The organism is Pseudoalteromonas sp. SR43-7, assembly GCF_014163785.1.
GTDB classification, from domain to species: Bacteria; Pseudomonadota; Gammaproteobacteria; order Enterobacterales; family Alteromonadaceae; genus Pseudoalteromonas; species Pseudoalteromonas distincta.
Genome location: NZ_JACJDY010000010.1, coordinates 19,469 through 35,450, shown reverse-complemented (window position 1 = coordinate 35,450; position 15,982 = coordinate 19,469). Strand labels below are relative to the sequence as shown.

Annotated in this window: 14 protein-coding genes; 7 read left to right on the top strand and 7 right to left on the bottom strand. The window is 40.1% G+C overall.

Annotated features, from left to right (window positions below; genetic code table 11):
• Positions 1–3 precede the first annotated feature (3 nt).
• Positions 4–462: a cyclic nucleotide-binding domain-containing protein gene (locus tag H5087_RS09385; RefSeq protein WP_182671858.1), complete on the top strand. Its 459-nt coding sequence runs from the start codon at positions 4–6 to the stop codon at positions 460–462.
• 1 nt (position 463) lies between these two features.
• Here H5087_RS09385 and H5087_RS09380 read toward each other — a convergent pair whose 3' ends face one another.
• Together H5087_RS09380 and H5087_RS09375 are read right to left on the bottom strand one after the other, a co-directional pair.
• A complete protein-coding gene (locus H5087_RS09380; RefSeq protein ID WP_182671857.1) occupies positions 464–1,129 on the bottom strand; it encodes a hypothetical protein in 666 nt (221 codons plus the stop codon).
• Positions 1,130–1,185: 56 nt separating this feature from the next.
• Complete coding sequence (locus tag H5087_RS09375) at positions 1,186–1,473, bottom strand: hypothetical protein (RefSeq protein ID WP_007582180.1); 288 nt, start codon at positions 1,471–1,473, stop codon at positions 1,186–1,188.
• A gap of 245 nt (positions 1,474–1,718) precedes the next feature.
• Here H5087_RS09375 and H5087_RS09370 point away from each other — a divergent pair, with 245 nt between their 5' ends.
• From H5087_RS09370 to H5087_RS09355, 4 genes are all read left to right on the top strand, one after another.
• Complete coding sequence (locus H5087_RS09370) at positions 1,719–2,102, top strand: RNA-binding S4 domain-containing protein (protein ID WP_002961114.1); 384 nt, start codon at positions 1,719–1,721, stop codon at positions 2,100–2,102.
• A gap of 101 nt (positions 2,103–2,203) precedes the next feature.
• A complete protein-coding gene (locus H5087_RS09365; RefSeq protein ID WP_182671856.1) occupies positions 2,204–2,632 on the top strand; it encodes a hypothetical protein in 429 nt (142 codons plus the stop codon).
• A gap of 205 nt (positions 2,633–2,837) precedes the next feature.
• Entirely contained in the window at positions 2,838–5,582 is a 2,745-nt protein-coding gene (gene acnA / locus H5087_RS09360) for an aconitate hydratase AcnA (RefSeq protein WP_182671855.1), read from the top strand.
• Between the two features lie 134 nt (positions 5,583–5,716).
• Positions 5,717–5,971: a hypothetical protein gene (locus tag H5087_RS09355; RefSeq protein WP_182671854.1), complete on the top strand. Its 255-nt coding sequence runs from the start codon at positions 5,717–5,719 to the stop codon at positions 5,969–5,971.
• Here the strand turns inward: H5087_RS09355 and H5087_RS09350 are convergent, their stop codons facing one another.
• The 4 genes from H5087_RS09350 to H5087_RS09335 form a co-directional block, all read right to left on the bottom strand.
• Positions 5,972–6,520 carry a DUF4124 domain-containing protein gene (locus tag H5087_RS09350; protein WP_182671853.1) on the bottom strand — a complete coding sequence of 183 codons (549 nt, stop codon included), beginning with the start codon at positions 6,518–6,520 and terminating at the stop codon, positions 5,972–5,974.
• A gap of 145 nt (positions 6,521–6,665) precedes the next feature.
• Positions 6,666–7,406, bottom strand: a complete 741-nt coding sequence (locus tag H5087_RS09345) for a phosphoadenylyl-sulfate reductase (protein WP_002961106.1) — start codon at positions 7,404–7,406, stop codon at positions 6,666–6,668.
• Between the two features lie 43 nt (positions 7,407–7,449).
• Positions 7,450–9,147 (bottom strand): assimilatory sulfite reductase (NADPH) hemoprotein subunit, encoded by a 1,698-nt coding sequence (gene cysI / locus H5087_RS09340; protein WP_002961104.1) that lies wholly within the window; start codon positions 9,145–9,147, stop codon positions 7,450–7,452.
• 61 nt (positions 9,148–9,208) lie between these two features.
• A complete protein-coding gene (locus H5087_RS09335) occupies positions 9,209–11,023 on the bottom strand; it encodes an assimilatory sulfite reductase (NADPH) flavoprotein subunit (RefSeq protein ID WP_182671852.1) in 1,815 nt (604 codons plus the stop codon).
• A gap of 303 nt (positions 11,024–11,326) precedes the next feature.
• Here H5087_RS09335 and H5087_RS09330 point away from each other — a divergent pair, with 303 nt between their 5' ends.
• Positions 11,327–12,952, top strand: a complete 1,626-nt coding sequence (locus H5087_RS09330; RefSeq protein WP_182671851.1) for an endonuclease — start codon at positions 11,327–11,329, stop codon at positions 12,950–12,952.
• An 87-nt stretch (positions 12,953–13,039) separates the two neighbouring features.
• On the opposite strand, the gene H5087_RS09325 is transcribed toward H5087_RS09330, so the two are convergent.
• Positions 13,040–14,026 (bottom strand): hypothetical protein, encoded by a 987-nt coding sequence (locus H5087_RS09325; RefSeq protein ID WP_182671850.1) that lies wholly within the window; start codon positions 14,024–14,026, stop codon positions 13,040–13,042.
• A 416-nt stretch (positions 14,027–14,442) separates the two neighbouring features.
• Between H5087_RS09325 and H5087_RS09320 the strand changes: the two genes are divergently transcribed.
• Positions 14,443–15,942, top strand: a complete 1,500-nt coding sequence (locus H5087_RS09320; protein WP_039488646.1) for a DUF3360 family protein — start codon at positions 14,443–14,445, stop codon at positions 15,940–15,942.
• Positions 15,943–15,982: the final 40 nt, after the last annotated feature.

Sequence of the window (15,982 nt, the reverse complement as noted above, 5' to 3'; positions counted from 1 at the left end):
TTGATGAAGCTAATCGAACATATTCCATTATTCAAACAAATGGAAATTATAAACAGGCTGCACTTTTTTAAAGAATTTACGCTCAGCGAGCGCCAAGTCTTATTGGAGTCGTTCGGCCTGTTATATTTAGTAAGTCAGCATCAATTTTTATTTAAGCAATACGATAACGACAAGCGCTTGTACATTGTACTTAGCGGCGCATTATTAGTATTTAAGCATAACCATTTACTAGAACTTGGCACTATAGAGCCCGGTGAATTTATAGGTGAAGGTGCCTTTATAAATAACCGAGAGCGCAGCACCAGTGCTCGCGCTAAAACCGACACCATAGTACTTGCCATTACCCCTGAAGCACTCACCCGCTTACCTAATGTTATCCGCGAAAAAATTAAAGACCGAATTATTGAAGGTATGAGCTTGCGCATTGCCAGATTAAGCGAGCATATAGAAACTCACGGTTAGTTCAGTCCATATAAATAATTTGTAGTGAGCAATCAAGCCAGCTGGGGTTATTAACGTGAGCTGTAAACCTGTAAGTATCGGATGGTTTGGCGCCAAAGGGCGTATTTATAAGTGGTTGTGAGTGACTGTATGTTTGCGAATAATTTTTGTAATAAATGACAACGTAACCGTATAAAAACTCCCAGCCTAACCTTATAACAGCGCCACTGGGTAAGCTAAAGTCAGCATATTTATCTGTAAATGTGACAAGTAAATCATTGTACTTCTCTTCGCTGCATTGGGTTGTTCGTAACTTTTTAGGCATAACAAAGGTAGTACCCGCTGCTATATTCTTTAAATAAAAGCCTATATTGCCATCACCATAAAAGTGATTTGAACGAGTCGTGTAGTTAACTTGTGGCTTGTAACCTAGCTCTTGCATTATAGCCGCAAGTTGCTCAGTTTCTTTAGGATAAATCTTATCACTTGATAAGAGTAATGTGGCTTCACCAAAATCAGGTGGGATTGCCAGCTCTACATATTCATAAGGGAGCGATTGTACTTTTAGCGCAGCATCGAGCTGGTTGCGCTGTTCATCTTGCAAGTTTTCACTAAATACATACACGGTAGGTTGTTGGCACGCAGCTAATAGTAATGCCAACACACATATTAAAATTCCACTTTTCATAGTTACCCCTTTTTGATTACAATTGTAGTCTATTAAAGGTAACTATTTATCGCAATTTAATTTGTTTGGCTATCTAACCAAGCATCAACACTTTTGCGAGTATATAAAACTTCTTTAAACAAACGATGGCGTTCAAATTCAAGTTTTGTTTTTCTCGTGGCATCACCACTAACTAAACGGCTATGGGTATCATTGAATTTTGAAATTACAGAAAAACCGCGCTCATCTTGATCAGCTTGCTTTTTTACAGAATTAGCAAGGTGCTCTCTAACATCGTCAGCAGTTAACATACCTGAATTATCTAATCCCATTAGCTCTTTTTTCATTGCTAATCTTACGCCCATTTCCTACTCCATTTAATGAAAAATATTTATTCCGCCAAAGTTTTAGCAATTAGCAGGCCATACGTAAAATTAACTGCTGCAAAGATTACTCTTCAATTGCTTCAGTTTTTTTAAAGACAGATAAAATACATAAAAACTTTCGTCCTTATTTCCCTATTACAACTAGCTAAAGTTACTTGCTTTGGTGCAAAAGTAGCTGCAAGCCTTTATACTACAGCTTGTGCGTTACCCCACCGAGAGCAAATATGAACGAAGAATACATAGAAATAGAATTAGAAGAAGAGCCGATTGAGCTCTGTAAATTATTAAAAGTACTAAACTTAGTTGAAGGTGGCGGCCAAGCTAAAAACCTAATTACTGAAGGCTATGTGGGTGTTAACCATGAAATTTGTACAATTAAACGGAAAAAATTATACAGTGGTGATGTACTAGAGTTTGATGGTGAGTTTTTTAAACTCTCACTAAGTGAAGATGCAATCCCTGCAGAAAAACCTGCGGTACAAACTCAAGCAGAGTCAAAGCAAGCTGCACCACAACCAACAAATCAACCAGCTAAAAGTAAGCGTAAGCGAACTAAAAAACCAAAAGTAGATGATAAAACAGGTCGTCGTCCTATTTCATTTGGTTAAGCATTTAAAAGCACTCTTTTTATATAAAAAGGCGAACTTGTATAGTTGGCCTTTTTACTCTTTAATAACCTCGTTAATAGTAATAAAAACAAGGTTATAAAATGTCTGTAAACACACCTAAAAATTGGTTTAAACCCGTTGTATGGGCGGCACTCGTATGGAATTTACTTGGCGTTATTGCATTTGCTATGCACATGATGATGACACCCGAAATGATAGGTAAACTTCCGTTAGATCAACAAGCTGCCTACTCTGACATCCCTCTTTGGTCAATCATTGCATTTGCTGTAGCTGTATTTGGAAGCACTTTGGCTTGTCTGTTTTTACTTGCTAAAAACGCGCTGGCAACACCTACTTTTGCGCTATCGCTCGGCGCTATTTTAATTCAGCAATATTATAATTTTGTGGTCATAAATAGTATTGAGCTACTTGGCGCAAGTGCGGTATTTATGCCTATTTTTGTAATCATTATTGCCATCGCTTTACTTTGCTTGAGTATTAAAGGTAAGCAACAAGGTTGGTTACAGTAATTAATAAGGGTCGAAATAACTTTTGACCCTATCTCTTCTTTTAAATCATCTCTTGAAATTAAATTTTTCAGCATCATCTCTACTATAATAACTGTATAAAATTCGTTCTCTAAACGCGATTTTTTACACTGGTATGTACTTTGCAACTCGAACACTACAGAGGTCACTCTTCAAAACATTTTTATAATTCATAAAGGGGCAAATAATGAATAATAGTTTCGATACCCAACATCAGCTCACAATAAATGGTGAGCAATATCATATTCATTCTCTAAAAGGACTTGGCGACAAAGCGAAACGATTGCCCTTTTCCTTAAAAGTACTACTTGAAAACCTTCTTCGTAACGAAGATGGCGTAAATATAAAAGAACAAGACATTCAAGCCCTTCTTAATTGGGATCCCCAAGCAAAGCCTGCATCTGAAGTTGCCTTTACTCCCGCCCGTGTTGTTATGCAAGATTTTACCGGCGTACCCGCTATTGTAGATTTAGCCGCGATGCGTGACGCAATGGAAAAGCTAGGTGGAGATCCTGCAAAAATAAACCCGTTATCGCCTGCTGAACTTGTGATTGACCATTCGGTACAAGTAGATGGCTACGGAAATGATGGTGCATTTGATTTAAATGCAAAACTTGAGTACGACCGAAATAAAGAACGTTACGAATTTTTACGTTGGGGACAAACCGCTTTTGATAATTTAAAAGTAGTGCCACCAGCAACCGGCATTGTTCACCAAGTAAACCTAGAATACTTAGCGCGCGTTGTTTTTAATGAAGAGCGCGACGGCAAAAAATTCGCTTACCCAGATACGCTTGTAGGGACTGACTCTCACACCACCATGATTAATGGCTTAGGCGTGCTTGGCTGGGGTGTAGGCGGCATTGAAGCTGAAGCAGCCATGCTTGGTCAGCCAATTAGTTTACTCATTCCACAAGTAGTAGGTATGAAGCTAAGCGGACGTTTACCTGAAGGTACTACCGCAACCGATTTAGTGTTAACAGTAACCGAAATACTGCGTAATCATGGCGTAGTGGGTAAATTTGTAGAATTTTATGGTGACGGCCTTGCCGACCTACCACTTGCCGATAGAGCAACCATAGCCAATATGGCACCAGAATACGGCGCTACGTGTGGTATTTTTCCAATTGATGATGAGACCATTAACTACCTTCGCTTAACAAACCGCGACGAAAAACACTTAAAAGTAATTGAAGATTACGCTAAGCATCAAGGCTTATGGCGTAACGATGGCGACGAAGCTAATTATACCGATACACTTGAGCTTAAATTAGATGACGTTGTACCAAGCCTTGCAGGCCCTAAACGCCCACAAGATAGAATTGCCTTAAACGAAGCTGGCAAAGTTATTGGCGATCATTTAAAAGGCTTCCAAGACGAACGTATGGCTCGTCGTGATAAAAGCGATGAAGAACAAGCTCGTATTGAGAGTGAAGGACCGACAACAAATCCAGATGAGCCAGTTAACGAAGCGCAGTTTATGGGTGCCGCTAAGGTTAAATTTAAAGGCCAAGAGTTTGAGCTAAACGATGGCGCTTGTGTTATTGCCGCGATTACCAGCTGTACCAACACCTCTAATCCAAGTGTTATTTTAGCTGCTGGTTTGGTTGCTAAAAAAGCAAAACAGTTAGGCATTAATGTAAAACCTTGGGTTAAAACATCACTTGCACCAGGCTCTAAGGTAGTTACCGACTACCTAGAAAAAGCAGGCTTAATGGATGACTTAGAAAGCTTAGGTTTTAACTTAGTTGGCTACGGCTGTACTACCTGTATTGGTAACTCAGGGCCTCTTGCAACTGAAATATCAGACGCGATTCAAAAGCATAAATTAGTAGTGAGCTCTATTTTATCGGGTAACCGTAACTTTGAAGGGCGTATTCACCAAGATGTTAAAATGAACTTTTTAGCCTCTCCTCCACTTGTTGTAGCCTATGCCATTGCAGGCAGAACCGATATTGACGTATACAACGAACCCCTTGCGCAAGATGCTAACGGTAACGATATTTACCTTAAAAACATATGGCCAAGCGTTAAAGAAGTAAGTGACTTAGTTAAAGAAACCGTAACTAAGGAAATGTTTGAAAAAAGCTACGCTAACGTTTACGAAGGCGATAGCCGTTGGCAGCAAATTAAAATACCGGATGGCAAACTTTACGATTGGGATGATGCATCTACCTACATTAAAAAAGCACCCTTTTTTGATGGTATGAAAGTAGAACCACCGGGCATTCCTTCTATTGAAGGTGCACGTTGTTTAGCTAAACTTGGAGATTCAGTAACCACTGACCATATTTCTCCAGCGGGTGCTATTAAAGCAGAAGCGCCAGCAGGTTTATACTTGCAAGAGAAAGGTGTAGATAAAGCGCAATTTAACTCGTACGGCTCACGCCGTGGTAATCACGAAGTAATGATGCGTGGAACGTTCGCTAATGTGCGTCTTAAAAACTTACTAGCTCCTGGCACTGAAGGCGGCGTAACACGTACTCAGCCTGGCGATACGCTAGAGAGCATTTATGATGCAGCAATGGAGTATCAAAAAAATAATACTCCACTCATTATTTTAGCGGGCAAAGAATATGGCACGGGTTCATCTCGTGACTGGGCTGCTAAAGGCTCACTTTTATTAGGCGTTAAAGCCGTTGTAGCACAAAGCTACGAACGTATTCATCGCTCTAACTTAATTGGTATGGGTGTACTACCTCTGCAATTTAAAGAAGGTGAAAGCTACGAGTCACACGGGTTAACAGGGCAAGAACAATTTGATATTGATGGCCTGTACGATAAAACCGATGAAGTCACCGTTATTGCTACAAATGCCGAAGGTAAAAAAGTAACCTTGAGTGCAGACGTACGTATTGATACCCCTAAAGAGTGGGATTACTACAAACACGGCGGCATTTTACAATATGTACTGCGTAGTATGCTCGACTAACAAAGACAGTAGTTAATACATCTAAAAGCCCAGTTTAGTAATAAGCTGGGCTTTTTTTGTACTGTTTGTTGTCTTAAATCAATGCCAAGTATTTAAAGCGTGCCTACAATAAGCTTACTCTTAGTGAGGTAACTATGTCGCAAATAATGATAATTAGGCTGCTTAAAACATCAATAGTGCTTGGGTTGTGCCTTATCGTGACTGGCCATACGTTAATTGTGTCGAACTACTTTACCGTCGAGCATGGTATTAAAGGAATAATTATAGCGGCGGCATGCATTGCTGTAGGCGTGCTGCTGTCGCTTCCCACTAAAATATATTCAACAGTATTATTGATGGAAGCCGAAAAACGTTATTTAAAAAACCATAAAAGCACTCACTCTAAATAATTAAAGTGCACTTAAATTATTAATTTCTTTATTACGTTTTTCTAGTTTGTCTTTTACGTTTTCGGCGTCATTAAATAGCTTTTTAACCGAATCGGGGTTCAAAATACTGATCCCCTCTGGTGCAGCCGACGTTGTGTTTGGAGTTGAAGAGGTATTTAAAATAGACGTGTCTTCTGCAGCAATAACAGTAATATCTTTAGGATCGAGTTTTACTTCAATACTTTTTGCATGTGGGTTAGGTGTATCAGAAAAGTGCCATTGGCCTGTTTCGTCTTGCCACTTAAAAATTTTACCACTTGAGGTAGCATTTGTAGCAATTGGTTCATCAGAAATACTGCTCGCAATTTTATCGCCAGCTTGCTTAACGCCCAACACTGCTTGGTCCAAAGTATTGCTAGATAGCGCGACCATTTTTTCTTTAATTTGCTGAGATTCACTGCTAATTGATGATGCAGAAAGCCATGTTTGACCATCGGGCTTTTTTAAATAAAACAAAGAGATGACTGCAATAGCCATGATTGATATAGCTAAGTAGGTAAAGTATTTCATAGCGTTCCTGCTTTAATTAATCCTTTAATGTCTTGAGTCTAATAAAAAATACTTAATTAGGCAATTTTTTGTACCCGAATAAAAGAAAATAAAAACGCAGCCGAAGCTGCGTTTTTATTTGCGATTTAACTACATCGTAGTGACGTTAAATACCGTCACCATCCATGTGCAGTCCGCATTCTCGGTTTAAACCAAAAAAGCGAGTTTCTTCCTCTGTCATTCCTGGTTCTAACTTACGTGTTGTATGTACGTCACCCATCGACACATAACCTTGTTCCCATAATGGGTGGTAAGGTAAATCATGCTTAGTCAGGTACTGATACACATCGCGGTTAGACCATTCAATAATCGGGTACACTTTAACGGTACCACGGCTTATTTCTACAAACTGTTTATCAGCACGTGTAGATGATTGATCGCGACGCAAACCACTAAACCACGTGCCTGCTTCTATCTCTTTAAGTGCGCGGGTCATCGGTTCAACTTTATTAAGCTGGTTATATTGCTTAATGCCGTCCTCGCCTTGCTCCCACAACTTGCCAAACTTAGCTTCTTGCCATGCTGGGCTTAGCTGCGCTCTATACACCTTTAAGTTAAGTGATAAACGCTCACTCATTTGTTCAATAAACTGATACGTTTCAGGAAATAAATAGCCTGTATCGGTTAATACAACGGGAATATCTGGACGTTGTGAGGTCATTAAATGCAGCATTACTGCCGCTTGAATACCAAAGCTAGATGATAAAAAAGCCGTATTAGGCAAGTTATCAAGCGCCCATGCAACACGCTGTTCTGCGCTCATATTCGCTAGCAAACCATTAGCATCAGCTAACATAGCCGCTTGGCTTTGTTTATCTAGCTGTAAAATGTTTTTAAATTCACTCATGGTAAATTCCAAACCTCACCAGCGCTTTGGCGCTGGTATTTAATTAAGCGTGAAAATCGGTTACTGATACTTTTACTTCAGCAACTATGCCTTTGCGTATAACAAAGTCACCAAAACACTCACCATCGTTACGCTCTTTTGCCCATTGCCCAATGAGCTTATCGAATGCTTCTAGGTAAACGTCTTCGCCTACGTTCTCAAGGTACAATTTAGGAATACGTGTACCTTCTAAATTACCACCTAGGTAAACGTTGTACTTACCTGGGCCTTTACCCACTAAACCAGCTTCTGCAAGCATTGCGCGGCCACAACCGTTAGGGCAACCTACAACGCGCATAATAATGCTGTCATCTGGTATACCGTGCTTGGCAAGTAATGCTTCAGTTTTTTCTACTAGGCTTGGTAAGTAACGCTCTGCTTCGGCCATTGCAAGTGGGCACGTTGGCAGTGAAACACACGCCATAGAATTTTTACGCTGCTGCGAATCTTTGTCGTCAATCAGGCCATGACTACGAGCAATTTCTTCAATCACGGCTTTTTGATCTGCAGGTACGCCAGCAATAATTAAGTTTTGGTTTGCCGTCATACGCATGTCACCTTGGTGAACTTCTGCGATTTTACGACAACCAGTTTTAAGCGGCTTGCCTGGGTAGTCTAAAATACGACCACTTTGAATAAATAGTGTTAAGTGGTGCTTACCATCAATGCCTTCAACCCAACCAATACGATCGCCACGGTGAGTAAACTCAAACGGACGGCTTGGTGCAAATGTAACGCCTGAGCGTTTTTCTACTTCTGCTTTAAATACATCAACGCCAACACGGTCTAATGTGTATTTAGTTTTTGCATTTTTACGGTTTGAACGATTACCCCAATCGCGCTGCACAGATACAACATGCTCTGCAATTTTTAAGGTATCTTCGAGCGTAATAAAGCCAAAGTCATCAGCCTTACGCGGATACGTAGCCGTATCACCGTGAGTCATGGCAAGGCCACCACCAACAAGTACGTTAAAGCCAACAAGCTTGCCGTTATCAGCAATTGCCACAAAGTTTAAGTCATTCGCATGCACATCAACTTCGTTATTAGGCGGAATAGTTACCGTTGTTTTAAATTTACGCGGTAAGTAGTTAGATCCTAAAATTGGCTCTTCTGTGGTTTCTGCCTTTTCGCCATTTAGCCAAATTTCAGCATACGCTTTCGTTTTTGGTAATAAATGTTCAGAAATTTTTGCAGCCCAGTCGTAAGCTTCTTGGTGTAACTCAGACTCAACAGGGTTAGTAGTACAAAGCACGTTACGGTTAACATCGCCCGCAGTTGCAATAGAGTCTATACCTACGCTGTTAAGCATTTGGTGCATGCCTTTAATATTCGGCTTTAATACACCATGAAACTGAAACGTTTGACGCGTAGTTAGACGAATGCTGCCGTAGCTTGTTTTTTCATCAGCAAACTTATCAATTGCTAACCACTGCTCTGGCTTAATAATACCGCCAGGCATACGTGCACGTAACATTACATTATGTAGCGGCTCTAGCTTTTGCTTAGCGCGCTCACCACGTATATCGCGGTCATCTTGTTGGTACATGCCATGAAAACGTATTAACTGAAAGTTATCGGCAGTAAAACCACCGGTAATTTCGTCTTTTAAATCTTGCTCTATGGTGCCACGTAAAAAGTTACTTTCTCTTTTCAAACGTTCGTTATCAGAAAGTTTTACGTTTTTATCTTGTTCGCTCATTTTAAATCCTAAATTTGTTACAGTGACGGCTGCTAGCTGTTAAATAAAATAAGAAACGTGATTAATACACGTCTTTCTGATAGCGGTTTGCGCTACGCAAATCTTTTAAATATTGCTCTGCGTCTTCATTGCTCTTGCCTGTGTTTTCTTTAACGATATCAAGTAAGGCGTTGTGTACATCTTTTGCCATGCGATTTGCATCGCCACAAATATAAAAGTGAGCGCCGGCTTCTAACCATTCAAACACGTCTTTACTGTTACTGCGTAATTTGTCTTGTACGTATACTTTTTCGGCTTGATCACGGCTAAATGCAACATCTACTTTGTTAAGTAAACCCGATTTTAAATAACCCTGTATTTCTACTTGGTATAAAAAGTCTTGAGTGAAATGTGGGTTACCAAAGAACAACCAGTTTTTGCCTTGTGCTTGACGCGAATCACGCTCTTGTAAAAATGCACGGAATGGCGCAATCCCCGTACCTGGGCCTACCATGATCACTGGTGTATCATCGTTAGTTGGTAGGCGGAAATTGTCGTTGTGTTCGCTAAATACTTTAACTTTACAACCTTCCTCTGCACGACGAGTTAAGTAACCAGTACAGCCACCTAAATGCTCGCTATCAAATGCATCAAACTGTACTAGACCTAGTGTTAAATGTACTTCATCTTCAACCTCAGCTTGACTAGATGCAATTGAGTACAAACGAGCTTGTAGTTTACGTAGGCAATCTACTAATGTTTGCGCATCAATTTTTGCTGGATTTTGGCGAATCACATCAAATATTTGGCGAGGTTCAATATACGCACGCATTGCAGCTTTATCTTCTACAAGCTTTAATAATTCAGGCGTACCTGTTGCTGTTGCGTATTTTTCTACAAAACCTGGGTACGACTGAGTCAGCTCTAGTTTTTCAATAAGTGCATCGCGTACGCTTAGCTCTTCATCACCTACTTTTACAATGCTTGTTGCATCTATTTGAGTAAGTGTAAGTACTTCATCAACTAATACATCGTCATTTAAAAAGTACACACCTAATGAATCACCTGGCGTGTAAGTAATGTCAGAACCTTCAAGCGAAATTTCAACGTGGCGTACATCTTTAGTCGAGTCGCGACCGGTAATTTTTTGAACAGTTAATAGCTCTGCTTCAAATGGATTTTGTTTTGTATATTGGCTTGCTGCAGCGGTTGGAGCACCAAATGGCATTGATACAACTTGACCACCAGCGGCCTCTTGCTGCGCTTTTAAATCAGGTTCAAATGCATCAACTGCACCGGCGATCCACGTAGCGGCTTCATCTTCGTAATCTACATCTAAATCAGCACGTTGATAGATAGTTTGTGCACCGAGTTTATTTAAACGCTCTTCAAAATCTTTTGCTGTCTGGCAGAAAAACTCATAGCTAGAATCACCTAAGCCAATAACCGCTATTTTCACATCGTCTAGTTTTGGCGCTTTTTTAGTGGCTAAAAATTCGTGGAGTGTTTCTGCGTCTTCTGGTGGCTCACCTTCGCCGTAAGTAGATACAACGATAGTTAAAAACTTTTCTTTTTTCAGGGCTGTTGGTTTGTAATCTGACATGCTCACAAGCTTAACTGCTAAGCCTCGCGACTCAGCCTGCTCTTTCATTTTGGTAGCTACACCTTTTGCGTTACCTGTTTGCGAACCATATAAAATAGTTAGCGCTGCTGCATCACCCGCAGCCGGTACGCCTGCCGTAGGAGTACCTAATGCAGCCGAATTAGCATTTGCAGCTAAGTAACCACTCACCCACGCTTGTTGAATTGGATTAAGTTCAGCCACTAAACCTTGCAGCTTTTGTACTTGATCTTGCGATAGCGGGCTTGCCGCAGCATTTAGTTGACCTAACAACATGAATCGATTCCCCATAACCCTGAAAATTAAACACAACACACTTTGTGTATTGTTAAAAATGAGTTTTACCTCATCCAGAGCGTATCTGTTGAGGTTTTCTAAGTTAGTAGGATAACGGGCTCAGCATAGATAAAAAAAGAATAGAATCTGCTTTGATATTCCATTTAGTTATTAATTTATAAAAATACCTTCAAAAACAGATTAAAGACTTATTATTGCTTTTTACTGCACTTTAAATTAACAATTTTGTAACCTAGCTAATGTAGGGTATATTCTTCATTCAAAATAAAAATAGGAACAACTATGATACACGGGAAATATAAAAATAAACTACTTAGTACCGCTTTGTTACTTGGCTCATTACCTGTAATGGCCAATGTAGCTAATGGCGGATTTGAACAATGGTCAGGTAATACACCTAGCTCTTGGAGCACTATTGATAGCGGAATCAACTTAACGCGCTCAACTAGTACAGTTAAAAGCGGTAGTAGCTCTGCTGCTGTCAATGTAACAACAGGATCGCAAAGTAACACTGATTTACTACAACAGGTTGCTGTAGAAGCTGGTAAAACCTATAACTTTTCGGCTGATGTTTACCACACCGAAGGTAAAATTAAAGCGCGCTTATATGTAGATGGCTATCAAGGCTATTCAAATCAAGCACAAACTAACCAATGGCAAACAATTAGCCATAGCTATACGCCAAGCAGTGATAAAACAATTAGTGTTGGGCTTAGGTTTTACGATGTAAGTGGATTTGATGGCAGCGAAACCGTATACGTAGATAACTTTTTACCAAATGCTGATGGCAACGCATCAACAAGTTGCACCGACAATAGCCTTACCTTAACGCTTAACACCGATAATTACGGTAGCGAAACTAGCTGGGCCGTTAATAACAATCAAGGTAGCGCTGTTGCTAACGGCAGTGGTTACGCATCAAACACTCAGTATGATGAGCAAATATGCCTAACTGATGGTACTTACACACTTGTTATTAGCGACAGCTACGGCGATGGTATGTGTTGTTCAACAGGTAATGGCAGTTATGCGCTTAAGCAAGGCTCTACCACACTTGCTAGCGGTGCAAGTTTTAATAATACAGACAGCACGGCATTTACTTTAGGTAGTGGCTCTGGTGATGGCGGCGGGACAAACCCAACACCCACTGGCTACTATGTTACTGCTCAAGGGTTATCAGGTTATGCACTAAAAACTGAGCTTTATAATATTATTAAAGATCATAATGCACAGGGTTACTCGGCTATTTGGAATTTTTACGACTCATCTGCACGTGATAAATACTTTGAAAACGATAACAGCATTTTAGATATGTATAGCGAGAAACCAAACGGCTCAGATAGCTACAATTATACTGCGGTGAGTGACCAATGTGGTAACTATAGTGGAGAAGGCGGCTGTTACAACCGTGAGCATTCATTTCCTAAAAGCTGGTTTGGCGGCACTATTGAGCCAATGAACTCAGATGTGCATCATATTTACGCAACCGACGGTTATGTAAACTCAAAGCGTAGTAATTTCCCATTTGGTGAAGTAGCAAGCGCTTCATTTACATCAACCAACGGAAGTAAATTAGGCTCTGCCGCAAGTTCATTAAATTACTCAGGTACTGTATTTGAGCCAATTGACGAATTTAAAGGTGACTTTGCTCGCGCTTATTTTTACATGGCAACGCGCTACGAAAATGTAATAGGCACTTGGCAAACCAAAACGACCTCAAGTAATGCAGTGCTTAATGGTTCAAGCAACCAAGTGTTTGAAAGCTGGGTTGTAGCCATGCTGCTTAACTGGCATAACAGCGATCCTGTAAGCCAAATGGAACTTGACCGTAACCAAGCAGCCTTTGAATTTCAAGGTAATCGTAACCCGTATATCGACCATCCTGAATTTGTAGAAATGATTTGGTAAAAGTTAGCAGTTAAAACAAAAGCCTTTGCAATTGCAAAGGCTTTATCTTTTAGTGTGTAATATTTTTTATAGTCACAATGGTTTAAGCTAATTATAAGAAACAGCTGCGATAAGTGACTTTTCAGTTCTGTTCTTCATCAACGTTAAAAGTGAATGATGAAAATCTTGAAATATCACCTCTCCCCATATTCGTGAATAAATACCAAAATTTGTATTGTCTTGCACGGTCGTTTTTAAAGTTAAAATTGTATTGCCGCTTTTATCTTCACTTAGCTGATAACCACCGTAAAGTGGAGAAAAGTATTCACCGCCAAGTTTTACGTGTTTATCGAGTGCGTCATCGGGAATAGCATCTGGGTCTATGTCAAATCTATAAAGCATCTGTTTATTTGGTTGCCAATCCGTAATAACTTCTTTAAATATAACCCCTTTTTGCCAAGTACTTGTGCGAACAGCGCCTATACCGCTAGCATTCATACTTGCCTTTAATGGCTTTGGTACACCAATTAATTGAGTGAGTGAAAAAGGCACTTCCTGTGGTTTTATATCACTCACATTAGCTAACTGTTGCCACACAACATTGATGGGCGCGTTAATAGTTATTGAATTTGTTACTTCGTATGTTTTTGATAAATTTAAAAAATTAACTTCAATAGGTGAGAGCAATATAGGTAACAACGCGATTGATAATAAAGAACTATTCGCTTTTTTTATTTCACGCTTTCTAACAAAACCCGCAAGTAATCCACCAATGCTGGCAAAAAACATAAAAGCAGGCAAAGCCATAGCCACACAAATACTGCCTTCAAGTAAAGTAATTACACTTACAAATAAAAAAACAAAAATAGGCTGCCAAGCAATCGTGACCATTTGCCTTTTAGTTAATGTTTTTGATTCATTGTACTCAAAGTGAACACGAATATAACCAATTGCAACGGGCACTAAAAACATAAATGATATAGAGACTAGGCTACTTAAATTATAAGTATCAAGTAGGTCTATAAACAGCCGCATAAATATGCCGTAAAGCGTACCAAGTAAAATACCAATTGATTTAGGGGAGTTGAGTTGCATGTCTATTCTTTATTGTTATTAACAATCAGAAAGTAACAGAAGTATTATTCCACCACAAATAAAACAATATTAACGGCTCCTGCAAGCAAATAGCTTGAAATAAAACGGCTTTCACAACCACTAAGACTAAAGGATAATAACCTGCCGTTAACACTATACTATTAGGTAAATAGTGCTCCGTATCGTTAATTACAAACTCAAGCGCTTGATTTATAACAACTTTTAATCACCTTCTGTAATTTCATAATTTTTAGTGTAAAGCAGTTTTTTAAATTAACTGTATTAAAAACAACCATGCACGACCTTTTGCCTATACATAGCAGCCTAAAAGCTGATCTACCCTGCATGTTCAATATTCATTTGCTTTAACAAAAGCCGTATTTATTTGATTAAGCAACAATGTTGCAGGAGAACGCATGCAAACTACACCACCCGGTGATGCACCATCAAACACGCACAAGAATGCTCAAAGCTACGAGCAGCTTCACAAACCGAGTTCAGAGTTTAATACTCGCGACGAGTATCTCGAACATGAATTACAGATTATGCAGCCTAAACGCTGGCGTCCTAATTTACCGTTTAGAGATTACCGATTTGAATTTGAAGACACCATTCCTGCAATGGCGGGCACTATTGGTAAAGTCGTTATGGTGGGGGCTATTGCGGCAACATTTGCAGCACCTCTTGGTTTAAGCGATGCCTTTGTTTTAGAAAATGTACGTTACGAATTACTCATTGTTTCTATTTTTATCATCTTATTCTCAGGCTTTATTTTACCAACAGCTAACTTGGCTGGTACTCACGGCCCTCTTATACCGTTAATTCCTATTGTAGTTGCAGCTGGCGGTCACCCTATGGCGTTTGGCTTACTCATTGGTGCCTTTGGTTTTATTTTGGCCATAACCAAAGGAGGAAGTATGCTCGCGCGCCTAACCAGTAAAGGTGTATGTGGCGGGCTACTCATTTATTTAGGTTTTATTGGTACTATTTCGCAGGTTAAAAAGCTGTTTGCCTGGGCTGAGGCTATTGATATGGCGCATATTGCGTTTATTGTTATTTTAGCCACCATTTTATTGTATGCACTATTAGAGCACTTTAAAAAGCGTTGGTTAGCCGTGCCGTTAAGTTGCCTTATTGGTGGCGTGGTTGCCTTTGCCTTAGGCGCACCGTTTGAGTTTCATACTGCACCGGGTTTACCAAATATGAACCCAGCTTACTGGTGGGGCGAAAACACGGGCTGGATGCTTGGCCTGCCAACGCTTGAAAGCTTTGTGGTTGTACTCCCATTTGCAGTGCTCGCCGTTGCTATGTGGTCTCCTGATTTTTTAGGTCATCAAGTATTTCAAAAAATAAGCTATCCGCAACGTACTGAAAAAGTACAAATGAATATCGACGACACCATGCTGAGCGCATCGGTTAGACAAACATTTGGCTCACTTGCCGGTGGTGCTAACTTTACCTCATCGTGGGGAACCTACATTGTACCTGCTGCTATTGCTAAACGCCCTATTCCGGCTGGCGCCATTTTAACAGCCGTATTTTGTATTATTGCTGGTTTATGGGGTTACCCTATGGATTTAGCCATTTGGCAACCTGTGCTTTGTGTTGCGCTTATTGTAGGAGTGTTTATTCCGCTACTTGAAGCTGGCATGGAAATGACGCGCGAAGGCAAAACAACGCAATCAGCCGCTATTGTGGTGTTTGCCTCAACCTTGGTTAATCCGGCTTTTGGTTGGTCGCTTACTATGTTACTTGATAACTTAGGGCTTATTGGCTGTAAAGAACGTAGCGCTGAGCTAACTAAAATGAGCCGCTGGGTGATTCCACTTATTATGTTTGTGCTACTTACCACTGTAATGGCAATTGTAGGCATGTTACCTGGTATACCTGCGTTAATGGCTGACTTTAGACATTAAGCCTTAGGTACTGAACCTAATATTTACCCACAAAAAAGCA